This is a genomic window from Bernardetia sp. ABR2-2B, from assembly GCF_037126435.1.
GTDB lineage: Bacteria > Bacteroidota > Bacteroidia > Cytophagales > Bernardetiaceae > Bernardetia.
In genome coordinates this window covers 4239134-4265373 of sequence record NZ_CP147020.1, presented here as the reverse complement: position 1 = coordinate 4265373, position 26240 = coordinate 4239134, and the positions used below count along the sequence as shown (strand labels likewise).

The following is a 26240-nucleotide window of genomic DNA, read 5'->3' as shown; positions in this document are numbered from 1 at the left end:
AGAGTTTGAATTATTCAAGCTCTTTTTTTATGGTACAAATCTAAGAATAAGGACTTTACTTATTTTTACCCAAAATAAAATTATAAAAATTGGTCTTTAATTTGATAATTAATTTCGCTATATTGTAATTAAACTCTTTTATCTAAACTTTTAGATTAAAATTTTTCCCTTGAGAGAAAAAGTCAATTTCCCTTACTCTTGACTGCTTTTCTTATTTTTCTTTAATTTATGTCATTTAATCCTCTTTCTATTTTATTTGATATCCCCAATCAATTAGATTTACCTGTGGAAGAACATAAAGATTTCGCTGTCGTCTCTACAGCTGGCGTTCTTGGTTTTCTTGCTCATGTGGTATTTTTTATTCTCTTCTTTTTGTTTGATGCTCATTTTATGATGTATCTCAATATTGGTAGTCTTTTTACTTTTGCCTGTATTTTTTATTTTAATAGAGCACCGTCAAGAAATTCTACGCTCTTACTCACTATTGCTAGTTTGGAAATTCTTGTTCACGCTACTTTTGCTTTATTGTTATTAGGTTGGGAAACTAATTTTCACATTTACTTTTTTGTTCCGATTTTAGCTTCATTGATTACTTCTAAATCAAATATAGTATCGTCTTATCTCATCAATGGAGTTTGTGTACTTTTTTATCTTGGACTGGCTATCTATACTAATTATGCTGTTCCTATATCGGCTCTTTCTGAAACAGGAGTTTTAACTTTCGAAATTTTAAATATAGTAAGTGTATCAGTTATTGTAATTATTGTTACAATGTATTACAGTTATGTTTCGAATGAATCTTCTAAAAAACTAGTGCAACTAAACGACAAGCTAAAAAGTCAGAGCGAAAAAGTGATTTCTTTTAATAATGAACTTGCACAACAGACAGAAGAGCTACAAATTCAATCAGAACAATTAGAACAATCTAATAAACATACAACAGATAGTATAAGGTACGCCCTTCGGATTCAAGAGGCCGTTTTGCCTTCTCCTCTAGACTTGGATAATTTATTTGGGGAGAAAAATGCAATGGTTTTTTTTAGTCCAAAAGATATTGTTTCTGGAGATTTTTATTGGTGTAGAGAAAAAGAAGGTGAAAAAATTATTGTTGTTGCTGATTGCACAGGTCACGGAGTTCCAGGGGCAATGCTGACGATGATAGGAGAAAGTTTATTAAATAATATTGTCTTAGAAAAAGGAATAACAGAACCAGCCTTAATTTTGGATGCTTTGCAGGTTTATTTTTCTACTCTTTTTGCCAGTAATCAGAATATCCAAGACGGAATGGATATTAGTATTGCAAAAATAAATTATGAAACCAAAAAATTACATTTTGCAGGAGCTAGAAACCCAATAACCTATATTCAGAATGGAAATATGGAAACTATTCAAGGCGATAAAATGAGTATTGGTAATTCAAAGATTAAACCTAAGTCATCTAGTAAATTTACACCTCATCAAATAGATATTTCTATTCCAACAACCTTTTATCTTTATACAGATGGCTATCAAGACCAATTTGGAGGAAATGAAAATAGAAAATTCTATAGTAAAAATTTGAGAAATCTGTTCTTCAAAATTCATAAAAAACCAATGTCTAAACAGAGAACACGTTTGAAAATGACATTTATGGAATGGTGTGATTTTGCTAAACAGATAGATGATGTTACTATTGTAGGAATAAAAGTAGATACGGATATAGCTGAAGAGCTACATACAATAAGAGAAACTGAATCAGAAAGGCTATTTAGAGAAATATTAGAAGAATCAAAACAAGAGGAAGAGTAATTAAAATAAACCTATAAGGCTTTGAAAACCTCATAGGTTTAAAAAGGAAACTATACAATCATTTTTTCAATTGGAATAACTAAAATTCCCTCTGCTCCAGCTTCTTGTAGTGCATCTATTTTCTCCCAAAAATCATCTTCATTGATTACCGTATGAATCGAAACCCAGTTATCATCAGCCAAAGGCATAATAGTTGGGCTTTTCAGACCTGGTAAAACTGAAATAACATCATCTAATTTTGACTTAGGAGCATTGAGAAGAATATATTTATTTTTGTGTGAACGCCTTACTGACTGCATTCTGAACAAAAGTTTCTCAAAGTTTTTGCGTTTTTCGCCATTAAAGTCTGGATTGGCTACTAAAACAGCTTCTGACTTTAAAACCGTTTCTACCTCTTTTAATCCGTTACTCAAAAGTGTACTTCCAGAGCTTACAATATCACAAACTCCTTCTGAAAGACCAATGCTAGGTGCAATTTCGACCGAACCACTAATCATATGAATATCGGCATTCACATTCTTTTCTTTGAAATAATCTGCCAAAATTTTTGGATAAGAAGTAGCAATTCTTTTTCCATCAAAGAAAGAAACATCATCGTAAGTAGTTCCTCTAGGAACAGCTAAAGAGAGACGACATTTTGCAAAACCTAATCTATCGACAAGTTCTAATTTTTTTCCTTTTTCAAGCATTACATTTTCACCAATGATTCCGACATCAGCAACGCCATCTTGTACGTATTCAGGAATATCATCATCTCTAAGAAAAAGAATTTCTAAAGGGAAATTAGAGGCTTCTGCACGAAGTGCATTTGGGCTTGTAGTGATTTGAATTCCACATTCTTTGAGTAAGGCAAGTGATTTTTCACTCAAACGTCCTGATTTTTGTATTGCTATTTTCAAGCGATTTGAGCTTTCTGTATTATTAGATGACATAGATTTTTTTATGCGTTTTAGTTAGTAATTCCTAGTAATTTTGTTTTAAGTAATGGGTTTTACTCTTTGTTCGTCCTTGATGTTTTTGAATCTAAAAAAAGCAAACTTACGAAAAAATAAAGTCAGAAGTAAAATAATAGCTTTTTAAAAAAGATTAATGATAAGTTTGAATAGATTATTTTTTATAGAAAAAGGGCAAATTCTTAAATTAAGAATTTGCCCTTTTTTATATTACTTTTTTACTAAAAAGATTAGTCCTCTTTAGTTACTTTGAAAGTAAGTGTTTCGCTTGGCGTAACAACATTAATAAAATATATTCCAGAAGAATATTTACTCAAATCTAAACGGACTTCTTGTTGAGCTTCTTCTTTTGAAATAGATTTAGTAATAAGAGTTCTACCAATACCATCAGTTAATGTAAGAGTGAACTCATCTTTTAGATTGGCAGCAAGTTTTAAACGAACCTCAGAACTTGTAGGGTTTGGATAAACTACTGTACAACAATTTCCTTCTTCATCATCAACTCCTGTAATAGGTTCTGGTTTGCGATAAAAGACACTATTTGAAGTAGTAGTCTGACAACCTGTCTCATAGGTAACTTTGGCTCTATAACTACCTGTTTCATTAAGAGTAAGTGAAAGAGAGCTAGAAGTGCTAATCACTTCTCCATCTTTGCTCCACTCTACTTCTGTAATTATTCCAGTAGATGTTACTGTTGCAACGCTTTCTTCTGTCAAATTAATACGTGCTGCTGGAACATTTATTCTTTCGATACTAACAGAATCAGTAGTAAATGAACAAGTTCCTAAAGAAATTTCAACGTGATACTCTCCTGAATTAGTTGCTGTAAAATTTCTGTTTTGAGAAGCTACGCCTAATCTATTTCCATTTCTGAATAAAGTATAAGTTGCGTTTTCTACTTCTGAAACAGAAATTATAGCACCTTGTTCTCCTTGACAGAATTGTGTTTTATCAGCAGAGATACTAATGTCTGTTGGAAACGAAACTACACTTACATTAATTTGAGCTTCTTGAGTACAAGTTTCTCTACTTACTTGCAAAGTATAGTTTCCTGATGTAGAAACTGTAAGAGAAGAACTTGTTCCTACTTCGTTGCCATCAAGTAACCATTTGTAAGTTGCACCCTCTACTTCTAAAGCAGATAATTGACCTGTTTCACAAAACGAAACTTGACTACCTTGCTCTATTTGAGCAGGAGCAATTTGCCCTACTTCTACTTGAACTGTTGAAGATACAACTGAAACACATTCATTTTGTGTTATTATTAATGAATACCTTCCACTTCTAATAGCTTGATAAGTTGGTGCATTGCTATTTTGTATTGCTGTACCATTTAGATACCACGTATAAATTGCATCAGAAGAAGCATTTTCTGTGTTAGCTTCTAGTGTCAATGAATTTTCACACGTTGAGCGTACTAAATCTCCCAAAATAGTTGCTACTGGAAGTTCTTTCACATCAATAGTAACAGCTAATCTAGTTTTGCTTTCATAACGAATTCCCATTGCTGAAACATAATATGTCTTTGCAGCAGTAAGGTTTTCAGTTTCGAAGGTATAAGAATCATCTTGAATTGGCTCAGTAGCTGTTTCAGAATCATACCAAAGAATACTTCTTGTTGTATGCGTACTACTTACTACAATTTGTCCTTTTCCACCTATACAAGCATCTGTTTTACTCACTAAAGTTGGTACTTTAGGATAAGTAACAGCGTTTGTAGCTACTTCTTTTTTCGATACTGAATTGAATGCTTCAAGTCTATATCCATAAAAAGTATCTTCAGTCAATAAGCTATCATTGTAAGAAAGCGCAGTAGCAGGTAAGGTAGCAACCAAACGATTTAGTCTATATAAATTATAGCCTGTCGCATTTGCAGCAGCTCCCCAAGTAAGATTAACACGAGCAGTATCTATTCCAATAGCTTCAAACTGTGTTGGTGAACCTACTGATGGTATAGGGTTTACTGGATTTACTACATTTATAAGACTACTTAAATCAGTAAAGGCACTTCCATCATCATTTACTCTTACACTATATTCTCCAGTTGCATCAAACTGCAAATCAGTCCAAGTAAATACACCATTTGTCATAGCACGGCTTCCTAATCCAGAAGTAGCACTAAGAGTTCCAGTTCCAGTTCCTCCATCTCTCAATAATGAAATTGTTCTTGCTGCTCGGTCTATATTTCCATTTGCATCAAGAGCTTGTACTTCTACTGCAAAGTTTGAACTAACAATCGCTGTGTTTGGTACACTTGAGAAACCTAAACGTGTCGCAACAACATCTAAAGTAAATATATTTGATACAACATTAGCAGGAAAAGTAGCTGCAAAAGTAGAAGAGTTACCTGAAGTTTGTGCTTCGTGTCCCGTACTAGGAATTTGGAATTGTAATACTTCTTGGTCTAAAATTCCTGTTGTATTCAAAAATACTTTCACGGTATAATCTGTATTTGCTCCACTTGCTGTACTTGCATTTCCAGCAGGAATAGTAAAGCGAATCCTGTCTGCAGTAATAGTTGCTGTTGCAGTAATCTGACTTCCACCAGCCCAAAGTTCTGCTCCTTGTAATTGTGTTGTCCAGTCCGTTACTGTATTTGCAGCTCCTTGTCTAATATCTACACGAGTTACATCGGTAGGCAAAGCATCTGTTGTTGCTAAATCTTCTACTTTGAAAAAGAATACTTCTACTGCACTAGCTGATGTGGTAGCTAATGAAGATATCGAAGTAGAAATAGGCATAGTAGTAGGTGCAACAATTCGTGAATCTGTATCTGCTGATATAGTTGTGAACTGCCAGTTTGCAGGTAAAATTCCTCCAAAATCTACACCATTGGCTGAAAACGTACTACTAGGTACATCTACTGAATAAGTTGTAGCATCTTCTAGTGAAGAAGGCAAGGTTACTGTTGCTGTATTTCCTGTAATAGTTGTATTGGCAGCAGAAACAGGCACTACAATCGGAGTAGCTCCTCCTGTAAGTGTAATAGAACCAGTACCAATAGTAGGAACACGATTGAAAGTAAGAGCAAGTGATGTATTTGTAGCTACATTAGTCGCATTGTTTGCAGGTAAAAAGCTAACTAGTTCAATAGCTTTTTCTCTTACAACTACATCATCTACTGCAAAGCCATATCCCCAAGCACCCAAATCATCATAATAAAAAGCAATCCATACTTGAGGCTCATTAGCATATGCACTCAAATCTAACGTAACATCTTGCCAAACATCTGCTATATCTGCCATTGTATGAATAGTTGTCCAGCTAATTCTATCTGTACTCACACGAACCTGTCCTCTGTCATTTTCAAGTACAGCTCTAAAATCTAGTTCAATTTGAGAATATGATGAAAAATCAAATTTTGGACTTATCAACCAAGATTGGTAAGGATCACCACAACCTGGGTTAGGACAAGCATCATCATTTGTTGCTGCGTATTGATTACCAGCAGGAATATCTGGAATACCAAAGAAAGAACTTCCTAGGTTAGTTCCGTACTGCCACGTTCCAGTTCCTACTCCATCATCTACTATATCCCAACATTCTGCAGGGTTTGGATTCTCAAAATCTTCTGTATAAGGTAGAGAACTAATAGAAGGGTTATTCTGAACATTATAGTTTGATACAGTATTATTTGCTCCATTGGTATCTGCAGCTAAATCAACAGATGCTGTAAGAACATAACTACCTGATGCAGACATATCTACCGTAGTAGTAAATGTATAATCTATACTGGCTGCACCGTTCAAATCACTAGCTAAAACTAAGTTTTCAGTTACTGCTGTTCCTCCATTTACGGTATAAGAGACTGGAATTGTTGTTCCACTTGTTATAGCAGAGCAATCTAAGTTCTTGATACGAATGGTAATTGCTTCTGTCGCTGTTCTCAAATCACAACCTTGTACTGGAGAAACGATTGTTGATAGTTCTAAATCTGCCCCCGAACCAGCAGCAGGAGTAATAGAAAAAGCTACTGAACGTTGGCTTGTTGCGCCCGAAGTTGTATTTCTTGCACGAATGCTAAACCAAGAAAGACCTGAAAGTCCTGTTGCAGTAAAGGTAGTAGTTGGGCTTGTTCCTATTTGAGTATATACGCCAGTAGTTGTATTCAATTGATATATAATATACTCATCAGCATCAGTTACTGCACTCCATTGTAAGATAGCTGAACCACTACAAGGCTGTCCTGTAATACCAGTAGGAACACCAATAATTGAAAATGCTTCACTTATGTTACTTAGAGAAGGAGTTGTAGAGCTAACACGAATCCTTGCTTCATTAGTCATTACGTTTGGAACTGTCCAACTTAAACGACGAGTGTTTGCTGCCACAGCACCATTAATAACCGTCCAAGTAGTTCCATTATCTAAAGAGTATTCAACAGATGTAGTCCCTGAAACACCTTCCATATCCCATTGAATAAGTTCAGTAGCAGAAGGAGTTAAAGACATTCCAGCTGATGGATAAGTAACCTCAATATAAGGCTCTGTAACTGTCCAAGTCAATGAATATTGTTGATTTGCTCCAGATGGAACAGCTGTTCCTTTTACTCTTAATGTATATGTTCCTGTTGCTGGAGTAGGAATAGTTACTTGTTCGATAATATCTACATTGTTTACAGCCCTAACAGCTACATCATTTGGGTTGTCTCCATCTAATGTCCAAGGAAGCCACGTATTTGTAGTTGGATCTAATACTTCTAAATCCAAATTATTTATCAAGGCAGGATTTGCATTTGCTGCTGCTGCTGGGTCAGACCAACATAGCATTACCTTCAACTCATGCGTACCAGCAGGAACAGCAATAGTAACATCATTTTGGTCTCCTGTTGTTGCTGTATTTACTTCGTAATTATTTCCTTCTAATGCTTTGACAGCTTTTAAACCATTAATTCTGCCAAAACCGTATTTATAATCAGGTCCTGCATTTCCTAAATCATCAGCATTGTTTGATAGCACAGCTTTCATAAGTGAAGAAATAGGGTCTGCATTTGCATTCAACTGACGGTAACGTTGGTAAAGTTGAGCTATCGTACCTGAAACACCTGGTGCAGCCATTGAAGTACCACTATTTGCAGCATATGTATTATTAGGTTCTGTAGAAACGACACCTTGACCAAATGCACTTACTTCTGGTTTGATACGTCCATCTTCAAGAGGGCCAAAGCTACTAAAAGTAGTAATAACATCATCATTTCTTAAAGCTCCTACTGTAATTGTATTCTTGGCAGCTTTTCCTGTAGTAGAACCAAAGCCACCAGCACATGAACCTTGAGAGTTACCTGACGAAAATACATGGACAAGTTGAGGGTTATTATTTACTAATAAATCCTGTCCTACGTTATTACTACCATAAGGGTCACCAGTAGCACAACTAGGTCCTGTTCCATAAGAGTTTTGAGTAATTACAATGCCAAAATTAGTAATAGCATTTTGCATTTCAGTAGCAATATCTCCATTAAAATTATGAGAATAAATTTGAGCATTAGGAGCCATTCCTGTATTTCTAGGATTTAATAAACCTGCCCCTGCCATTGTTCCTGCTACGTGTGTTCCGTGGTCGCTATCTGATGTGTTTTCCACAAGTGTAACTCTTCCACTAAAATCTAAATGGTCTGCAACGTTTCCTCCGTCCCAAATTCCCATGTTTACTCCTGTTCCATCCAAACCTCTAGCACCATAGTTTAAGATAGCCGAACGGTGAGCTGACTTTCCATAATAATTTTCTTCCTTTGGTGGCTCTGGGAGAGATTCTATCCAAAGTACCCAAGGTAAATTAGCTACTTGCATAATCGCCGTTTGAGGAACGCTTACTGTCAAAATTCCTGAAACTTCGCTTTCATTGATTAATTTTCCTCCCATGTTTATCATTGCCATAGAAGTAAGCATAGGATTAAGAGCATCAAAAGGAATAATATTCAGTTCTACCTGATTAGGAGCAGAAACAGCCCATTCTGGAATATCTCCTTGTACTAATCTTGCTTGTGTCTTTTGCTCGACAGAGAGTTTTACAAAAGCGTGAATTTTAAAATCAGAAATAAGAGATTCTAATTTATTATTAGAAAGATTAGAATTAATTTTTGCTGTATAAGATAAGTCTGGTAAATACTGAATCAGTTCAATACCTTTACGTTTTAATTCTTGACGCTCTTTATGTGATGGAAGAGTAGAAAATTGTACTACCATAAAATAATAACTTCCGAAGAGCACATCTTCAAAACTGCTCTTATCTTCCTTAAACTGCTGAGTATTTGAAGCATACTTTTCAGTAGAAGATTTGAGACGTAAAGAAGGAGAGGTGTTTTGTGCAATCGCTGATTGCATTTGAGAACTCATAATTCCTACTCCTAAAACAAGTAATAAAACAAGTTTTTGATAAGAAATAATTGAGCCTCTTGAAAAGAAGGATGAATATCTGTATTTCATAATTAGCTATAAAATAAATAAAAGTAAAATTGTAAGATTTGTGTAAATCTAGTATTGATAATAAGCAGCTAGTTTGTAAATTTAAAATATTTTAATGAAATTTCATAAAATTATTTTGAATTTGTTTTACAAAAAAAACTAGTTTCTTACTATAATCTACTTGTTTTATAAGTAATTAGAATTGAATATTTATACTACTAGATGTTTTTCAAATGAATAGTTCAGCCTCCAAACAGAGCATCTATTGAAGGTAAAAATAACTACGAACGATTCGCTATACGAAACTAACCTGCATTGAAAATGTCTAGTGGTATACTTTGAATTATTAATACTTTTGATAGATGATAAAAATAATTAATTCATTTTTTTACTCTTTACATAATATCATCTTCTAAAGAACCTCTAACTGGCATCAAATCACGAAATGATGAGTCAGCTCCAGAACGATTATACTTACTGCAATCTGTCTCAATAGAAAGTTCTGATTTTTTCACTAAAGCTTCTCTAGGTAGTACATAATCTGTAATTGTAGAATCCATGTATAAGGAGTCCATAAACATTCCAAAGGCTGGCATTGCCATTCTTGAACCTTGTCCGTAAGCAAAATTATTGAAGTGAATACTTCTGTCATCTCCACCAACCCACGTTCCGACGACTAGATTCTTGGTCATTCCCATAAACCAACCATCAGAGTAGTTTTGAGTTGTTCCTGTTTTTCCTGCTATCTGCACCCCTGCTTTTCTGAATTTATATTTCCAAAGTCCTAAGGCTGTTCCTCCTCGCTCTTCCCCAGCTCCCATAAGCATGTAGAGCATTGTATTTGCATCTTCTTTTGAGAGTGCAGGACGAGTTTTGGGAGAAAAATCACGAATTACACGACCATTTTTGTCCTCTATACGAGTAATGAAAATAGGTTCTGTCCAATTCCCATCATTATTGAAAGTTCCATATGCTCCTACCATTTCATACACAGAAACATCACTTACTCCTAAAGCCAGTGCAGGAACAGGGTCTAATGGTGCTTTTATTCCCATTCTACGAGCATATTCAATTACTTTTTGTGCGCCATTTTTAGAATCTAACTCTCCAATCAAATAGGCTGCAATCGTATTTACAGAACGTGCAAGTCCTTGTCGAAGCGTCATGGTTTGTCCTGTGTAACCTCCACTGTTTTTTGCTGTCCATGTTCCTCCAGATTCTAAATTAAATGTTTTTGGAACATCTGTTACTTGAAAACAAGGATGAAATTTTTTCTCAGAAATAGCTGTCGCATAAACGATAGGCTTAAAAGTAGAACCTGGCTGCCTTCTTCCTGACTTTACATGGTCATATTGAAAATGTTTGTGATTGATTCCACCTACCCACGCTTTTATTTGTCCTGTATGTGGGTCCATTGCCATCATTCCGACATGCATGAAGTGTTTGTAATATCTAATAGAATCTAATGGTGTCATGACAGAATCCTTTTCAAAGCCTTCACTATTCCAGTCAAAAACTTTCATCTTGATAGGCTCATTCATTTGTTCTGCCATATCTTGTGCTATTAGGGCAGAATCTCCATCGTGTTTTATTCTTGTTAGACGATAGCGTTCAGTTCTTTTTGTTGCTCTTTCTAAGAAATTTTCAATTTCTTTTCCATACTCATCTCTCCAAGGATTCTTACCTTTCCATTGTTTAAAAAAGTTACCTTGCAATTCTTTCATATGCTCTTTTACTGCTCCTTCTGCATGTTGTTGCATTCTTGAGTCAATAGTAGTATAGATTCGAAGACCATCAGCAAACAAATCATATCCATTTTCTTTACACCACTTCATTACCTCATTTCTTACAATAGTTCTGAAATAAGGTGCTGCTCCGTTGTGATGCGCATCTACTGCACTATAATTTTCATTTGTTACTAGAGGCTCTTCTTTTAAACTAATTCTTTCTTCTGGGGTAATGTAGTTATATTTTTCCATTTGCTTAAACACTACATTTCTACGAAATTTGGATCTTTCTGGATTGCTAATGGCATTATAAGAAGTAGGTGCTTTAAGCATTCCGATAAGTGTAGCTGCTTCAGGAATTGTCAAATCAATAGGTTCTTTATCGAAATATGTTTTTGCTGCCACTTTTATTCCGAAAGCATTTCTACCAAAATCAACCGTATTGAGATACCAATACATTATTTCATCTTTTGTGTAAGAACGCTCTAACTTAATAGAAAGCATCCATTCTTTTAGTTTAATAATAGACATTCTCAACACTTTAGGATTATCTCTTGTAATCCATTTGCCTTCATATCTATTAACTTCATTTTTTTCTGACCTAGTGTTGAATAAGTTTCGTGCAAGTTGTTGAGATATTGTACTTCCACCACCATCAAGGTTAAAAGTCAGAACTCCTTTTATTACACGCATCGTGCTAATAAAGTCTATTCCTGAATGTTCTCTAAAGCGAATATCTTCTGTTGCTACCAACGCATTGGTTACATTTTCAGATATTTGATCAAGAGGAACAGGTGTTCTGTTTTCTCTATAATATTTCCCCATCAATGTTCCATCTGCTGAATAAATTTCAGAAGCAACATTACTATTAGGGTTTTCTAGTTCTCTTAGGTCTGGCATTCCACCAAAATATCCTCCAAAATCTTCTTGAATTGCCATTACCCACATGGCAATAAAAAATAGTCCTAATCCAAAGACTGCCCAAGTGATTTTTATTGCTTTTATAAATAAGGATTTTTTTAGCATAATTTTATTCTCTTCAACTCTCAAAAAGGCATAAAACCATCGTTGAGGACTTTATTTTTTAAATTAATGAAGTTGTTTAAGAATAGATTCTGTACGTGTATTTGTTGGTGTCGCTGCGCTAAAACACCAACAAAGGCAGAGTTATTTTTCTTAGAATTGGATTTGCAAACCCTAACTCTAAAGAAAATTTATATTTTTAAACAACTTTAATAAGTAAAATTGCAAAAAAATAAGGACTTTTTCAATTTTTTCCACCAAAAAACCCTAAGGTCCTTAGATACTTAGGGTTTTAAAACTAACGAAGCATATCACGAATAATCTTCAAATGATGTTCAGTATGAATTTCAATAAAGCGAATTGCTTCTTTTTTATTCAAATTTCCAAAGTAAGGATGTGGAAAATGACTGTTTTTATCTAATTTTTCTACTTTAGAAATTTGTTCCTTCGTTTTTTCTGTAAACTCTTTGATAGATTCTGTAGTAATCTCTTTCTCATTCTGAACACTCTTAGGGGCTTTAGCTTTCCCTCTAGGAATATATCCACTAAGAAGAATAAAAGTTTTTTGTAAATTAAACTTACTATTGAAATTGTTAGGATTTGATTCTTCCAATTGCCAACAAATTCCACGCATGACACGTAACGAATGGTCAATCTGCCAACCGACATTTGAATGTGTAATTTTAGAGTTTTGTTTCTCTAATTGTGGAATATAAGATTCAAGTTCAGTGAGTTGTTTTTCGAAAAGCATAGAGAAACAAATTTAGATTTTAGAAATTAGAAGTCAGAATTTAAAGCCATTAGATAAAATTTACAAATTTAGATTTATAGAAATTACTTCTAAAATCTACATTCTAAATTAGTTTATGTTTTTCTTTTCTTTTTCTTGGCAGCAGGAAACAGAATGTTATTCAAAATCAAGCGATAACCGGGAGATTGTGGATGTAGATTTAGGTCTGTTGGAGCTTCCCCTACGTAATGTTGATAATCTTCTGGGTCGTGTCCTCCATAAAATGTCCAAGTTCCTTTTCCCATCGTTCCGTGAATATAACGAACCTCATTTACCGTCTTAAACTCTCCTAAAACAACTACATCAGACTTTACTAAATCCTTTCTAAAAGCAGTCGTTTGTCCCATAAATCCTTTTACTTTCGTAACGTGGTTTTGAGTAAGCATAGTAGGAATAGGGTCCCATTTGGCAGAAAATTGGAAAAGCTCAAAATAATCATTCTTTTCGGTAATTCCTGTACGCTGACGATAGCTGTTATCAATGTTAGAATATTCATATTCAAAAGGATTCAAAACTAATTTGAAATCTTCGAAAGCAAAAGTATTTTCAAATTTTAGTTTCTTATTCGCTGCTGGGTCAGCAGGGTCTCCATCATAAACTCTATCACAAATATCAATTCCTTCAGCTGCAAGTGCAATATCATACGTATCGGTTGCCGAACACATTGCAAACATAAACCCACCACCCAAGCAGTAGGCTTGCATTTTCTTTACAACAGCAAGTTTTAGTTGTGAAACTTTTGCAAAACCATATTTTTTAGCAACAGCTTCATATTCTCTTTGTTGGTCTTGATACCATTTTTGCCCTGAATAACTAGCATAAAATTTTCCATATTGTCCTGTAAAATCTTCGTGGTGCAAGTGTAACCAATCATACTCTGGCAATTTATCTTCCATTACATCCTCATCAAAAACAACATCATACGGTATTTCGGCATACGTCAGAACAAGCGTTACGGCATCGTCCCAAGGCTGCTTTGATTTTGGAGAATAAACGGCAATTTTGGGTGCAACTTCCAGTTTTACAATGTCTTGATTGACATCAGCTTTTGCAATCTGACTACGGACTTGTGTGGCTTGTGCTTCCGAAATAATTTCAAAACTCACTCCACGAAGGCGCATTTCTTCTTCAAAAACTCGTGAGTAATCAAACATAAAACTACCACCACGATAGTTTAGAAGCCATTCGACAGTCATGTCTTGCTCCAAAACAGCAAATGCAATTCCGTAAGCTTTTAAATGATTTTTTTGTGTTTCGTCCATTGCAATCATTATTTGATTGGCTTTTGTGAAATTTGAAACACAAAGAAAGAATAATAGAAATAGAATAAGATTTTTTTTCATAATTGGATTTTTGTTGTATCAAACCTCGTTTGACGGCTTCATTTGAGCCTCAACGACGGTTGTACTTGTTAAGTTTTAACTTTTTTTTAACCGTCAACGAGGCTTTGCCGTCGTTGAGGATTTTTTATAATTATACAAAAATTATACTTATTTGCACTAAATAATAAGTGTCAATAAAGCTATTTAAGTTTTTTTTATCTTATTCTTTTGCTTATTTTCTGAGATAACCTGCCAGTTTTTGTTTGAAGGCTTCTTTATTAAACGGCTTGGCGATATAATCATTCATTCCTGCTGCAATACATTTTTCGGCTTCTCCTTTTAGTGCAGAGGCTGTCATGGCAATGATTGTTAGGTCTTTCGAAATGGTCTCTCTTATTATTTTTGTGGCTTGATAACCATCCATTTCAGGCATATGAACATCCATTAAAACTAGATTAAACTCTTCTTTTTGTAGCTTTTCGACAGCTTCTTTTCCATTAAAAGCCACATGAATATCATACCCCCAGTTTTTGAGCATCGTAACTACTAAGAGTTGGTTTATCTCATTGTCTTCTGCCAATAATATTTTGTTTGTAGTGGGTTCTGGAACTGCAATACTTGTACTGTCTATAGTATCTTTTTGGGTAATGTTTTCAGTATTGATTGCATTACGAAGAAAATCAGGAATTTGATTAGTTCTATCTCTTGCCACAACTGGCTGACTTACTTCTATATATTTTTTGTATCGAAGCTGAAAAGCAAATGTAGAACCTTGCCCTACCTTACTTTTTGCATAAATCTCTCCTCCTTGAAGCTCTACTAGCTGTTTACAAATGGCAAGACCTAAGCCTGTACCACCATATTTTCGTGTGGTATCACTACTTGCTTGTGTAAACATCGTAAAAATATCATCTATTTTTTCCTCTGAAATTCCTATTCCTGTATCACTTACATAAAAATGAAGCGTTACAAAATTTTTGTCTTCATCTACTAAGTTAGCTCCAATTACGATTTCGCCTTTATGAGTAAATTTTACAGCATTTCCCAAAAGATTAAGCAAAACTTGTCTCAGACGTACTTCATCTCCCACAAAACGGGCAGGAATATCTCGGCTGATATTGCTCTTTAGAGTAACTTTTTTTGTATCAGCTTTTACTTTTATGCTACTTATCATACCCTCTACCATTGGATAAAAATCAATAGGACTTTCTTCAAAAGAAATTTTTCCAGATTCAATTTTTGATAAATCCAAAATATCATTAATGATAACTAAAAGGTGGTCAGCAGAAGATTTGATGGCATTTACGTACTTCAATTGCACATTATTGAGCGAAGTGTCTAATAGAAGTTCTGACATTCCATAAACACCATTCATAGGCGTTCTAATTTCGTGGCTCATATTTGCCAAAAACTGTTCTTTTGCCTTTGCAGACTGTTCGGCTTGTTCTTTTGCCAAAACTAAAGCTAAATTTTGCTGTTCAATTTGTGCAAGCATATCATCAAAACTCTCTGTCAGCGTTCCGATTTCGTCCCTTCTATCTCCTCTACTAATTCGTGTAGAATAGACTTTTTCTTGTGCAATTTGCTTTGTTTGGGCTGTCAGTTCCAAAATAGGCTTCGAAACTAATTTTTGTAAACGAACAGCAATAAAATAAGTCAGTAGAGAAACAGTCAGTAAAATAAGACCTGTAATGAGTGCATAGCGTTGAAGACGGTCATAAAAACGGTCAAGGTTGGACAAAAGATAAACCGTAGGATAAATAGGAGGGCGATTATCTATCGAAAGTCCTGTTGTATTATTACTATCAAAACTGGCTAATTCTACTTCTCTTCGATGATGAACTGACATTTGATTTTTCAATAAATCAAATTCTAAGTGAGGAGGTTCTTCGTATTTAGGATTTGTCGACATTCCCAAACGTTCATATTTTGCAAAAGGTCTGCCGAGCGTATCATAAACCTGTGCAGCCAAAATATTAGGGTCAGATGCAAACAAATCTTTTAGCTGATTTTCAGTAGCAGAAGGGTCTGCAAAACTAACTGAAATATAAGCATCTCTAGAAATAATTTGCGCTCTATCACGCAAACCTGTTTCTAATTCGGTTCTGTAATCAATCAAATCATAAATAATAAAAGCCGTAAAAGCTGTTATTAAGGCAATAATAGTCGCTATCATAATCGAACCGACTACCTTTGTCTTTATAGAAACATGATTGAGAAATTTGAACATAGAATAGAAATATGAATTTTTAGCTCGTGTATTTATGCCGAAACCCTAAGTTTTTTTGGAGACTCTTAGGGTTTAACTAGCTACAATAGTTTTGCCTTAAAATCAAAAATAGAATAAAATTACTTATTATACTACTCTATTTTAGACCAAAGCTAACTTTGTATCGATTGATAATGATTTACTAGTGATATACTCAATCAAAGTAGTTCCTCAATTTCAAAATCATTTCGTTGCCCAGCTTTTATATTGAGTTTGTAGTTTTTAGAATTTCCGAACGTGTCATTTGTGTAATAATCTGTTTGGATTTGAAAATGAAGTGTCGTATCTTTTTTTACATCAAAATATAGATTTTCTATGGGTTGTTTGTTTTGATAGAGTTGAGAAGAAAATGGTTTTGCGTCAAAATCATAAAATTTGTAATTTAGTACAATCGCAGAATTGAACGGTAAAATTTCTAAATAAAGAGGATCAAAACGCATTTCAAGACGGCAGCCAACATAATGAAGTCTTGTCAAGTTATACCTGCTATGAACTCTGTACAATAATAATTTATGCAGCTTTGTAAGTTGTTTGGAATTTTCGTTTTGATAATTCAAAAGTAGCTTGTCTTTTTGATTATCTATGTGTGCATATTTATAAAAATCACTTATTAAATAGTTTTTTAAAGTGTCCCAATTATAATTAGTAGTTGTATAAAGAGATTCCGAAAAATCTGTATTTCGTTTGAGAGAATCATAAATAGCTACATCTCTTGGATGAGAACCATACTTTTCTATTTCAAAATATTCTGTTTTTAAAATAACATGTTTTTTGAATTTGATTTTCTCTACCAAAAAACGTTCACTTTTATCTAGTGCAACTTCATCTTTTCCTTTTCTCTCCTCTTCCTTCTCTTTCAAGAAAAAGTACGAACAACAAAAAACTCCTATCAATCCCCAAAGCGAAACAGAAAATATAGTTTTAGCTTTCATTTTAAATAGTATTCAATAGGTTCTGGATGGAAAATATCTGTCAGTCTGATAGCTATTTTATCGTTTTCTATAATTTCAATATCGAACCTTCTATATCCGACTCCCCAATAAGATATGTTTGGGTAGGTTTCATCATCTACAAAATTCATTAAGTCTTTGTATAAATAAAGTTTGTGTATTTTCTCTACAAATTTATTCTCCTTAGATAAGCAATAATTAGAATTATTTTGAGAAATAATTTTATTAGAAAACTCATTTTTAGTTAGAGGATATTTTCCCATTTCATCTAGCGAAATAGCACCTTTTTCGTATCTAATTTCTGCCAGTTTGTGAGCATTTTCTATGTTTTGAAACATATATTGTTCTCTTTTACTGTTAGAAATGCTGTGACCTACATGATACGAAAGTGTCAAGTATCTGTCTTTGTGAGCCTGTTGTATTGATTTTTTCAAGACTTGACTACTTTTTTCTACTGTAAGAATTTCATTTTCTTTCTTAGAATTTTGAGAAACAAAATAATAAATCCCTAAAAAAGCAATCAACACCCAAAGCGAAACAGAAAGTATAGTTTTATTCTTCATCTTTATAATAGGTATTTAGATAGTCAAAGTCTTGTACGATAACAAAAGAAGTATCACTTTGAAGAAGCGTTGGAATTTGTACTTGAAATTTTTGCACTCCTTTTCTAAATTCTTTTGGAACGATAATAAATCCATTCTCATCAAACTTAGTTTCTACATTTTCTGGGTAAACGAGACGAGTATTCTCTTTATCAAAAGGAACAACACTCATTGTAGTAACATAATACGGTTTGTCTTTTCCCTTTTTGTAATGCACATAAGGCACAACTTTTATATCTTCTGATTTCAAAGCAAGAGGAAAAAGAAAATATTTTCTTGAAAGTAGTTTTGCATCTTCATAATACATAGTGGCAAGTTGCGCCTCAAAACGAGAATAATGAAAGGCTCTCAAATAGTCGTCTGTATCAAAATAAAAATCATCTAATTCTTCGTTGGTCATTCCTTCTTCAAATACAAAATCTTGATAACGCTTCGAAAGCGAGGAATCTAAAGCTGATACTTTTTGGACATATTCATTGAAAGCTGTAACGACTTTCAGATTAGGAAATTCGACAACGGTACGCTCTTCTGTATATTTGGGATTTGATTTTACTTTTTCTTCAACCAGTTTAAATCTTGGTTCTTCAAAGTAGTTGTTATGTGTTTCTTGATAAATTTTTTGTAGCTCATCTCTTTGTTTTTTGAAACGAGTATCTATCTTTTTTATGTAATCACTTTTCTCAACTCTGTGTTCTTCAATGCTTTTTTTTGCACTTCCTAAAGCATTAGATGCTAAATATTCATATTCTTCCTTCAAACCTATATTTTGATGATAATTATAGCCAAAAATTTCTTTTTCAGTTTGAGTATAACGTTCATTAAAAAAAGTCTTGTACCCAAAAAAAGCGAGTAGCAACAACAAAATAGCTGTAGGCAAATAAGGATTTTGTAGATATTTCATAGATAGAGAACGAAAAAGACTGAATTATTATTTGAATAAGCTATAAACGGTCTGCTCTACGAGGCTGACCTATATGAAAAATTAAAAGTTTTTTTTATCTCAATAACCTAGCAATCTGAACCGATAAATCCATAAAAACGATTTTAGAGTTGGCATTTCTTTCTAAATGAAAATAGGCTTCATCAATCTTTTCTACTAACGAAAAAACATTTCTCTCATCTATTACTTTAGCAAAATTCTGTACAAACTTTAGCGTTTCGGATTCGGTACGAATAAGCTGTTCTGTTCCAAAATTAGAAATTAAAGATTCTCTCAAAATAGTCAAAGCATATTGTAAAAGCGTTTTTTGACCTTCTTTTCCCAAGCTGTGGAATAAATCAGCTTGACCAACAAAACCTGCATAATCGTGCTTAAAACAAAGTCGCATCCAATCTCTAAACCATTCTTGATTTTTATTTTGAGTATGTTGGCTCAATTTCATGGCTTCATTCAAATTTCCATCTACTAAAGGCGCAATTTCTCCAGCTTCTTCTTCTTTTATATTCTGGCTTATCAAATATTCTTTTACTTCCTTATCCGAATAACGAGGAATCTGAATAAGCTGACAACGAGAAAGAATAGTGGCTAACATCTTATCTGTTTTTTCGGTTACCAAAAGGAAAATTGTCTTTTTTGGTGGTTCTTCCAATCCTTTCAAAAGTGCATTGGCTGCACTTGCATTCATATATTCGGGCAGCCACAAAATCAGAATTTTGTAACCTCCTTCATAGGCTTTTAGTGATAAAATTTTGGAAATATAACGGCTTTCTGCTACCGAAATGCTAAACTGCTTTCCTTCTGTCTCCAAATAATCTGACCAATCTTGCAAAACTGGGTATTTATGTTTTGGTAAAAACTCCCTCCAACCTTTCATAAATTCTTCTCGCTCTTTGTAACCTTTTGCCTTAGCTGTCGGAAAAACAAAATGCAAATCTGGATGAATTAGTTTTTTGTAACGAATACAAGAACTACACTTTCCACACGCATCATTTTCTTGTTTGTTTTCACAGTTCAGAAAAGTTGCATACGCCCACGCCAGAGAAAGTCCTGCGCTTCCTTGATAACCTAAAAAAAGTTGTGCGTGTGCCACATGGTTATTGTGAACAGCCGAAGTAAGTGTTTTCTTTAGTTCCTCTAAGCCTAAAATATCGGAGAAAAGCATTTATTTTAGTGATTAATTATTAGTGATAAGAAATAGAAATTAAATAAATTGACACTTTTAATTATATAATTAACTAGTAGTCAGAAGTTTAATTCGCAATTCGTAATCTTTAATTCGTAATTGTTCCTAAGTGATTAATGAATACAAAAATCATTTGTATTAATCTGTATTTTAAATCCTACCAATCCTGTAAATCCTTAACAGTAATAATATATAGCAATTTAAAACTACAACAAAGATAACAAAACATTTTCCTTTAGTTTTTGCTTTTATAAGCTATGAAATTAACCGTCGAAACTCCAATCAACCGTTCTGCTCAAGAAGTATGGAATGGTTTTACAGAAAAATTATTTTTAAAATTAAGTCCTCCGTTTCCAAAATTAAAACTCAACCGTTTTGATGGCTGTAAGGTAGGCGATGAAGTGCATTTAGAGTTAGATTTTGGAATTTATAGTTCAAAATGGACTTCTTATATCATTGAACAAGCAGAAACAGAAAGCGAAGTTTATTTTATAGATACTGCAGAAGAAGATTTGCCTTTTCCTCTCAAAAAATGGACACACAGACACAGAATAAAAAAAGTGGATGAGAATAACTGTATTATCATCGATGATATAGATTATTATACCTCTTCAAAAGCATTAGATGCTATTATCTATCCTGGTATGTGGGCGCAGTTTGCATATAGAAGCCCTGTCTATAAAAGCTTTTTTGAAGAAGAGTAGAGGTATTTTTTTTTTGGTAGATTTGAAAATAAAAAACGTGTTCTGTGTAGCACAGAACACGGATAAAAATATCAGTTTTGAAATAGTATCAGTTAGAATTTTGGTTCTCTTGGCAGACAGATTATAAACTTTGTTCCCTTGTCTATCTCACTTTCTACATCGATTTTTCCACCATTGCTATATACAATGTTCCTTACTAAATGTAACCCTATTCCTCGTCCTTCTATCTCTGTATTGTCTTCATGAAGGCGTTGAAACATTCCAAAAAGACGACTTTCATTTGCTTCCATATCTATTCCTATTCCATTATCTTCTATATTTAAGCAATAGTATTCTTCATTTGGCTCTGCCCAAATTTTTATTTTTGGAGTACGTTTTGGAGAACGGTATTTTATAGCATTTGAAAGCAGATTTTGCATAATACTGTACATCAAATCAGGAACAAAAGAAATAGTTTGTTCGTTTGTCATATCAACTTGAATATCAATTTCAGGTTGATTATAAATTTCTTTCATGTCCTTTATTACCTTTTCAGTAAAAGAAGACAATTCAATAGTATCAAACTTAGAACCTGATGTTTGCTGCTCTACAAGTGTTTTGACAAGCGATTTAAGCTTTGTATGTAATTTATCTACTCCTTCATTAACCTCTTTCATTACCTCTTCGGCAGTTTGTGTCAAATCATTATGCTTTTTTTCTAATTCGTACAGCTGAATAGAAGCCTTTATTGAAACGATGGGAGACATAAGGTCGTGAGAAATAATGTGTGCAAATTGTTCTAGCTTTTGATTGTAACCTCTAAGCATGTCCATTGTCTTACTCATCTGTTTTTGAGTTTCGTTACGTTGCAAAGCATACAAAATTGCACGTTCCATGCCATATTCATCAAGTGTTCCTTTCACAATATAATCAGCAGCTCCTAATGAAATAGCTTCCAAACCAACATGAACATCATTCAAGCCTGTAAGAACAATAACGGGCATCCCATAATAATTATCAATAATTGTTTTACAAGTCTCTAACCCATGACTATCAGGTAGTGATAAATCTAAAAATATTAAGTCTATATTTTTTGTGTTTAGCTCCTTCAATCCATTAGCAAGACTAGATGCAATAATTAGATTTTTGACAGGAAATGACGTTTTCTCTAATATTTCTTGCATCAAAAACTGGTCTGCTATACTATCTTCTATCAATAAAATATGTATTGTGTTAAGCGTTGGATTCATAAGAAAGTATATTTTCTTCAAATAAGAGTCAGTTGTTGTTTTTCTTAATTTCTTTCTTTGTTAGATTGTGTTTATTTACTAGGAAGCTTTACTATTGTAAGCCAAAAATCATTTATAGAGGCAACAATTTTCGTAAACTCTTCTATATCGACAGGTTTGCTGATATAGCTATTTGCGTGATGTCTGTAAGCAAACTTCACATCTTCATCGTTTTCAGAGGTAGTCATAACCAAAACAGGAATAAGGCAAAGCTCCTCATGCGCTTTAATTTCTTTCAATACTTCTCTACCGTCTTTACGAGGCATATTCAAATCTAAGATAATCAAGTCTGGTAATTTCTCTTCTTTGTTCTCTAGTTTTTCATAGAGATAGTCAGTTGCTTTTTCTCCATCAATGACAGTATCAATATTTAAGTTTAGTTTACTATCTAGCAAACTTTCTTGAATCAGAACAGTATCAGCTAGATTATCCTCTACTAGAAGTATTTGAATAGGTTTCATTTGTGCTTTATGCTTGTTTTATTTTTAGGTCTTGAAGTAAGTAAATTGTCTATGATTTGTTAAACAAGAAATGAATCACTTTGTTCTGTTTTACTACACTTTAATAGAATATTTTTTATCGAAATATTTATTTATGCAGTTTTTTTTAGTGTAAAATGTATCGTTGTTCCTTCTCCAAAATTACTTTTTTCTTTATCTAACCAAATTTTTCCGTTGTGTTGCTCTACTATTTTCTGACAGAGAGCCAGTCCAATTCCTGTCCCTTCATATTCTTCTTTAGTGTGAAGACGTTGAAATAGAATAAAGATTCTATCTGCAAACTTGGGGTCAATTCCTATACCATTATCTGAAATTGCAAACTCAAAATGAGTTTCGTTTTCTATACAAGAAATTGTTATTTCTGGTGTTTTTTCAGAGCGATACTTAATAGCATTTCCTATTAGGTTTTGAAAAAGCTGTGTTAGTTTTATTGGATTTCCCTTTACAAGAAAATTACACAAGTCATTTTGTAATTCTATTTTAGCATTTGCTTCTTCTATTCGGATTGTTAGGTTTTTGAGTGCATTTTTATATATTTCATTTAAGCTTACTTTTGTATGTGGCGTTTCGTTTCTGTGCAGTCTTGAATATTCTAACAAATCCATAATAAGGCTTTTCATTCGGTTTGAGCCTTCAATAATGAACTTGATATACATTTTTGCTTTATCATCTAATTTTCCTTCATAACGTTTTGCTAAAAGCTGACTAAAACTAGAAATAGCTCTCAAAGGCTCTTGTAAGTCGTGAGAAGCTACATAGGCAAAGTGTTCTAACTCTTTATTGGTAAGCTCCAAAAGTTGCATTCCTTCTTGAAGTTGCCTCGCTATTTGTTCTCTGACTTTTACTTCATTATTTAATTTTTCATTGGTAGTAGTCAGTTCTTCGGTTCGGATTTGTACTTGTTGCTCTAGCTCTTCTCTTCGCAATAGCCATCTATATTCGTTCATGTTTTGTGTTACGACATAGAAAACCTTTACTTGAATACTTTTAGCTGTATCTATTTCTGACTCTGTCCATTCCTGCGACTGACATTCTACATTCTGATTCCATTTGGCAAACGAATTTCTTGGCTTTAGTATCAGTTCATCTCCTTCCTTATATACTACTTTTTCAAGTTTTCCTCCCCATCCGATGCTTTGTTGTAGTTCTTTTCTAAACCAAATTATTCGGCTATTATCTTCCTTAGAAATAAGAATACTCAAAATACCTGAGCAGATAGTAACGTCTATTTCAACGTCTGGAATATCATCTGAAATGCAATGCGAACTAAAAACTTCTTTAGCATGATTTACTTCTAGCCAATCTTTTATTTTCCAAATTTTCTCGTGAGTTGGTGTTGTTCCTACGTTTAGTGTTTTTCTTTCGCTTCCCATACCTACCACAACAGCAAATCCGTCAGCATTCATTAATTTCAAAAATGAACTACCTTTTTTGATGATGCCTTCATAGACATCTCTTTCTCTGTTTAATGATTCTACTATTCCATCGGTTAGGGTTTGCTTCTCTAATTTGTCATATTGAATTTTGTCTTGCTCTAACTTATCTATCTGTAAAGAAACTAACTGCCCAAAAAACTCGGCTGTCATACGAGTAGAATAGTCAATCATTTTAGTAGAATTATGATGACAAGAAACAAGTCCCCACAGTTTTCCATTAATAATAATTGAAGTAGACATAGAAGCACCTACACCCATATTATTTAGATATTCTATATGCACAGGCGACACGCTACGAAGTGTAGAATGTGTCAAATCTAAGGGCCTATCTTTTATTGTCTCATCTAATAAAATAGGGGAAGGCTCATAATCTGTCCTGACGATGATACGAAGCCAGTTTTTGAGATACAATTCTCTAGCCTGTTTGGGAATATCAGAAGCAGGAAACCATAAATCATAAAACGGATTCATATCTTCTCGTTTCAATTCAGCTATAATTTGTCCATCATAATCTTTATTGAACTTATAGAGCATTACTCTATCAAAACCTGTAATATTTCTAATTTCCTCTACAATTATTCTGTATAAATCTTTTAATTTGTTTGTGTTCTGAAATCGAATAATAGATTTTTTATTGATTTGATAAAAACTATCTCTTATCATCTCAACCTGTTCGACATCTACTGGCTCTAGCTCTAATATAAAACCGTGATTACTTTTATGTATGATTCCATCAAAAGGTCTTTTTTCATCGTCTATTTCTAAGAAAAAGCGCAAAGGATTGATTGCCTTAAAGTACGCTGATTCTTCTCCTGCTTGAAGCTCATCTATCTTTTTTTCAATAAAACTGGTCTGTCTTTCTCCCAGTAGGTTACTCAACGCATGATTCATTAGTTTATCAAAACTATATTTGGTTTGTTCTGTCAGGTTCTGACTTACACCAATAATTTTCATTTCTTCTGAAAATACAATCAAAAAGCCGTGGGGTTGCACAAAACCTAAACGATGGATAGGCTCTTTTGCACAGTTTTCAAGGGCTTTTTCTAGTTCTTTTTTAGATGTAGTTTTAGACATAATGCAAAAAATTGAGGACGCAGTTATATATTATTGGGTGTCGATTTATTACTTATTATTACTTGATAATCACTTTTATCCCAAAATGTTTTTGGCTTTGTGAAAGGATTTTTCAAAATATAAGTATGATTTTTCAGCTCCTTCCAAAAACTGTTTTTTCTCAGTTTCTGTTTGGCATTCCTCTTCCACCAGTTCTTTAAAAGATTTCCAAAGTCTAGGCGTTTTGCTTTCGTAATTTTTGAAAAAATCAAAAGTTGTTGATTTATTTATTTGAGGATTTTGAAGAAGGATTTTGTGCATCATTTTTCCTCCCAGCATAGAACCTTCTGCTACATACAAACGACCTAAAAGAGAATAATAATCTAGGAAAGAAACTGTATTTGGAATACGTTTTAATGCTTCAAAATTTTCAGCAGCAAGAATATTTTTCAACTCATGTTCTAAAGAAATAGCCTTTACACGTTCTTTGAAATTGAGTTTTGTTGCTTGGATAGGATTTTTTTGTTGGTAGTCAGATAGAAGGTCTCTTGCCTTGTCTTCTAAATGTGAATGAAAAATATAATTTGTACTCAACAATAACTTATAATCATCAATAGAAAATTTATCTAAACGGTCTGAACCGATGAGTTTTTCCATTAAATCGTGCTTGGAGCGAGTAGTCGTTCGGACAGTTTGGAGAATAGACATCAAGAAAAAATAAGTTAGTTTAAAAAATGACCTTTTAATTGGTATATAAACAAAAATACAATGTTTAACACTCTTAAACAAATAGGCAGGTAAAAACTAAAATTCCTAAACAAAAAAAACCTACCTATTTCTAATGAAGTAAGTAGGAATTAAGTATTTTTTGGCAGAAATTATAGACTAACTGTTTACAGAGTTTTGAACTGTTTTTGTTGTTTTTGCATAAGTAGGACAAGTTTTGTAAGAGGCACAAGAACTTGCTGTGATTACTAAAAGACAACCAATGATAGCTGATGCTCTGCGAATATTTTTGATTGAAATATTTTTCATAGAAGTAGAATTTTGGAGTATAAAATATCTTTAGGATTACTAGGATAAAGATAAAAATAATTGAGATAGACAAGCAATGATACAAAACTACGAAAATTTTGATAATTAAGTTGCCTTATTAAATTTACCTAGATTTATTTAGAGAACGTATTTTTATGTAAAATGGTATATACATATAAAGTAGAGCAAATAACTTGCCTTTTTGGTTCATATTACTTTATAAAGATGCTAATCTGTGATATAGCTATAGCTTCATTTTTTCGTCGAGTATTTTAGATTGCTTACCGAGACTT

At 33.4% G+C, this 26240-nt stretch carries 17 protein-coding genes; 2 read left to right on the top strand and 15 right to left on the bottom strand.

Features of this window, described 5'->3' with window-relative positions; all coding sequences use genetic code 11:
* The first annotated feature begins 228 nt into the window (after positions 1-228).
* Entirely contained in the window at positions 229-1788 is a 1560-nt protein-coding gene (locus tag WAF17_RS17980) for a SpoIIE family protein phosphatase (RefSeq protein ID WP_338762627.1), read from the top strand.
* Between the two features lie 50 nt (positions 1789-1838).
* Here the strand turns inward: WAF17_RS17980 and hisG are convergent, their stop codons facing one another.
* From hisG to WAF17_RS17930, 10 genes are all read right to left on the bottom strand, one after another.
* Positions 1839-2720, bottom strand: coding sequence for an ATP phosphoribosyltransferase (hisG, locus tag WAF17_RS17975; RefSeq protein WP_338762625.1), 882 nt, complete (start codon positions 2718-2720; stop codon positions 1839-1841).
* A 251-nt stretch (positions 2721-2971) separates the two neighbouring features.
* Entirely contained in the window at positions 2972-9166 is a 6195-nt protein-coding gene (locus WAF17_RS17970) for a S8 family serine peptidase (protein ID WP_338762623.1), read from the bottom strand.
* Positions 9167-9540: 374 nt separating this feature from the next.
* On the bottom strand, positions 9541-11898 hold the full coding sequence (locus tag WAF17_RS17965) for a transglycosylase domain-containing protein (protein ID WP_338762621.1): 2358 nt from the start codon (positions 11896-11898) through the stop codon (positions 9541-9543).
* A 295-nt stretch (positions 11899-12193) separates the two neighbouring features.
* Complete coding sequence (locus WAF17_RS17960; protein ID WP_338762618.1) at positions 12194-12646, bottom strand: DUF1569 domain-containing protein; 453 nt, start codon at positions 12644-12646, stop codon at positions 12194-12196.
* 113 nt (positions 12647-12759) lie between these two features.
* Entirely contained in the window at positions 12760-14028 is a 1269-nt protein-coding gene (locus tag WAF17_RS17955; RefSeq protein WP_338762615.1) for an asparagine synthetase B, read from the bottom strand.
* A 211-nt stretch (positions 14029-14239) separates the two neighbouring features.
* On the bottom strand, positions 14240-16237 hold the full coding sequence (locus tag WAF17_RS17950) for an ATP-binding protein (RefSeq protein WP_338762612.1): 1998 nt from the start codon (positions 16235-16237) through the stop codon (positions 14240-14242).
* Positions 16238-16434: 197 nt separating this feature from the next.
* A complete protein-coding gene (locus WAF17_RS17945) occupies positions 16435-17208 on the bottom strand; it encodes a hypothetical protein (protein ID WP_338762610.1) in 774 nt (257 codons plus the stop codon).
* Positions 17205-17789, bottom strand: a complete 585-nt coding sequence (locus tag WAF17_RS17940; RefSeq protein WP_338762608.1) for a hypothetical protein — start codon at positions 17787-17789, stop codon at positions 17205-17207. The genes WAF17_RS17945 and WAF17_RS17940 overlap by 4 nt, the downstream gene beginning before the upstream one ends.
* Positions 17779-18729 (bottom strand): hypothetical protein, encoded by a 951-nt coding sequence (locus tag WAF17_RS17935; protein WP_338762606.1) that lies wholly within the window; start codon positions 18727-18729, stop codon positions 17779-17781. Before WAF17_RS17935 ends, WAF17_RS17940 begins: the two co-directional genes overlap by 11 nt.
* A gap of 94 nt (positions 18730-18823) precedes the next feature.
* Positions 18824-19930, bottom strand: coding sequence for a DNA polymerase III subunit delta' (locus WAF17_RS17930; RefSeq protein WP_338762604.1), 1107 nt, complete (start codon positions 19928-19930; stop codon positions 18824-18826).
* Between the two features lie 278 nt (positions 19931-20208).
* Here WAF17_RS17930 and WAF17_RS17925 point away from each other — a divergent pair, with 278 nt between their 5' ends.
* A complete protein-coding gene (locus tag WAF17_RS17925; protein ID WP_338762600.1) occupies positions 20209-20655 on the top strand; it encodes a hypothetical protein in 447 nt (148 codons plus the stop codon).
* A 92-nt stretch (positions 20656-20747) separates the two neighbouring features.
* Here WAF17_RS17925 and WAF17_RS17920 read toward each other — a convergent pair whose 3' ends face one another.
* The 5 genes from WAF17_RS17920 to WAF17_RS17900 form a co-directional block, all read right to left on the bottom strand.
* The gene (locus WAF17_RS17920; protein WP_338762597.1) at positions 20748-21884 is read right to left on the bottom strand and encodes an ATP-binding protein; all 1137 of its coding nucleotides are present in this window, start codon (positions 21882-21884) and stop codon (positions 20748-20750) included.
* A 71-nt stretch (positions 21885-21955) separates the two neighbouring features.
* On the bottom strand, positions 21956-22384 hold the full coding sequence (locus tag WAF17_RS17915) for a response regulator (RefSeq protein WP_338762593.1): 429 nt from the start codon (positions 22382-22384) through the stop codon (positions 21956-21958).
* Positions 22385-22515: 131 nt separating this feature from the next.
* Positions 22516-24933: an ATP-binding protein gene (locus WAF17_RS17910; protein WP_338762590.1), complete on the bottom strand. Its 2418-nt coding sequence runs from the start codon at positions 24931-24933 to the stop codon at positions 22516-22518.
* A 75-nt stretch (positions 24934-25008) separates the two neighbouring features.
* On the bottom strand, positions 25009-25620 hold the full coding sequence (locus WAF17_RS17905) for a biliverdin-producing heme oxygenase (RefSeq protein WP_338762588.1): 612 nt from the start codon (positions 25618-25620) through the stop codon (positions 25009-25011).
* A 177-nt stretch (positions 25621-25797) separates the two neighbouring features.
* Positions 25798-25947: a hypothetical protein gene (locus tag WAF17_RS17900; RefSeq protein WP_338762586.1), complete on the bottom strand. Its 150-nt coding sequence runs from the start codon at positions 25945-25947 to the stop codon at positions 25798-25800.
* Positions 25948-26240: the final 293 nt, after the last annotated feature.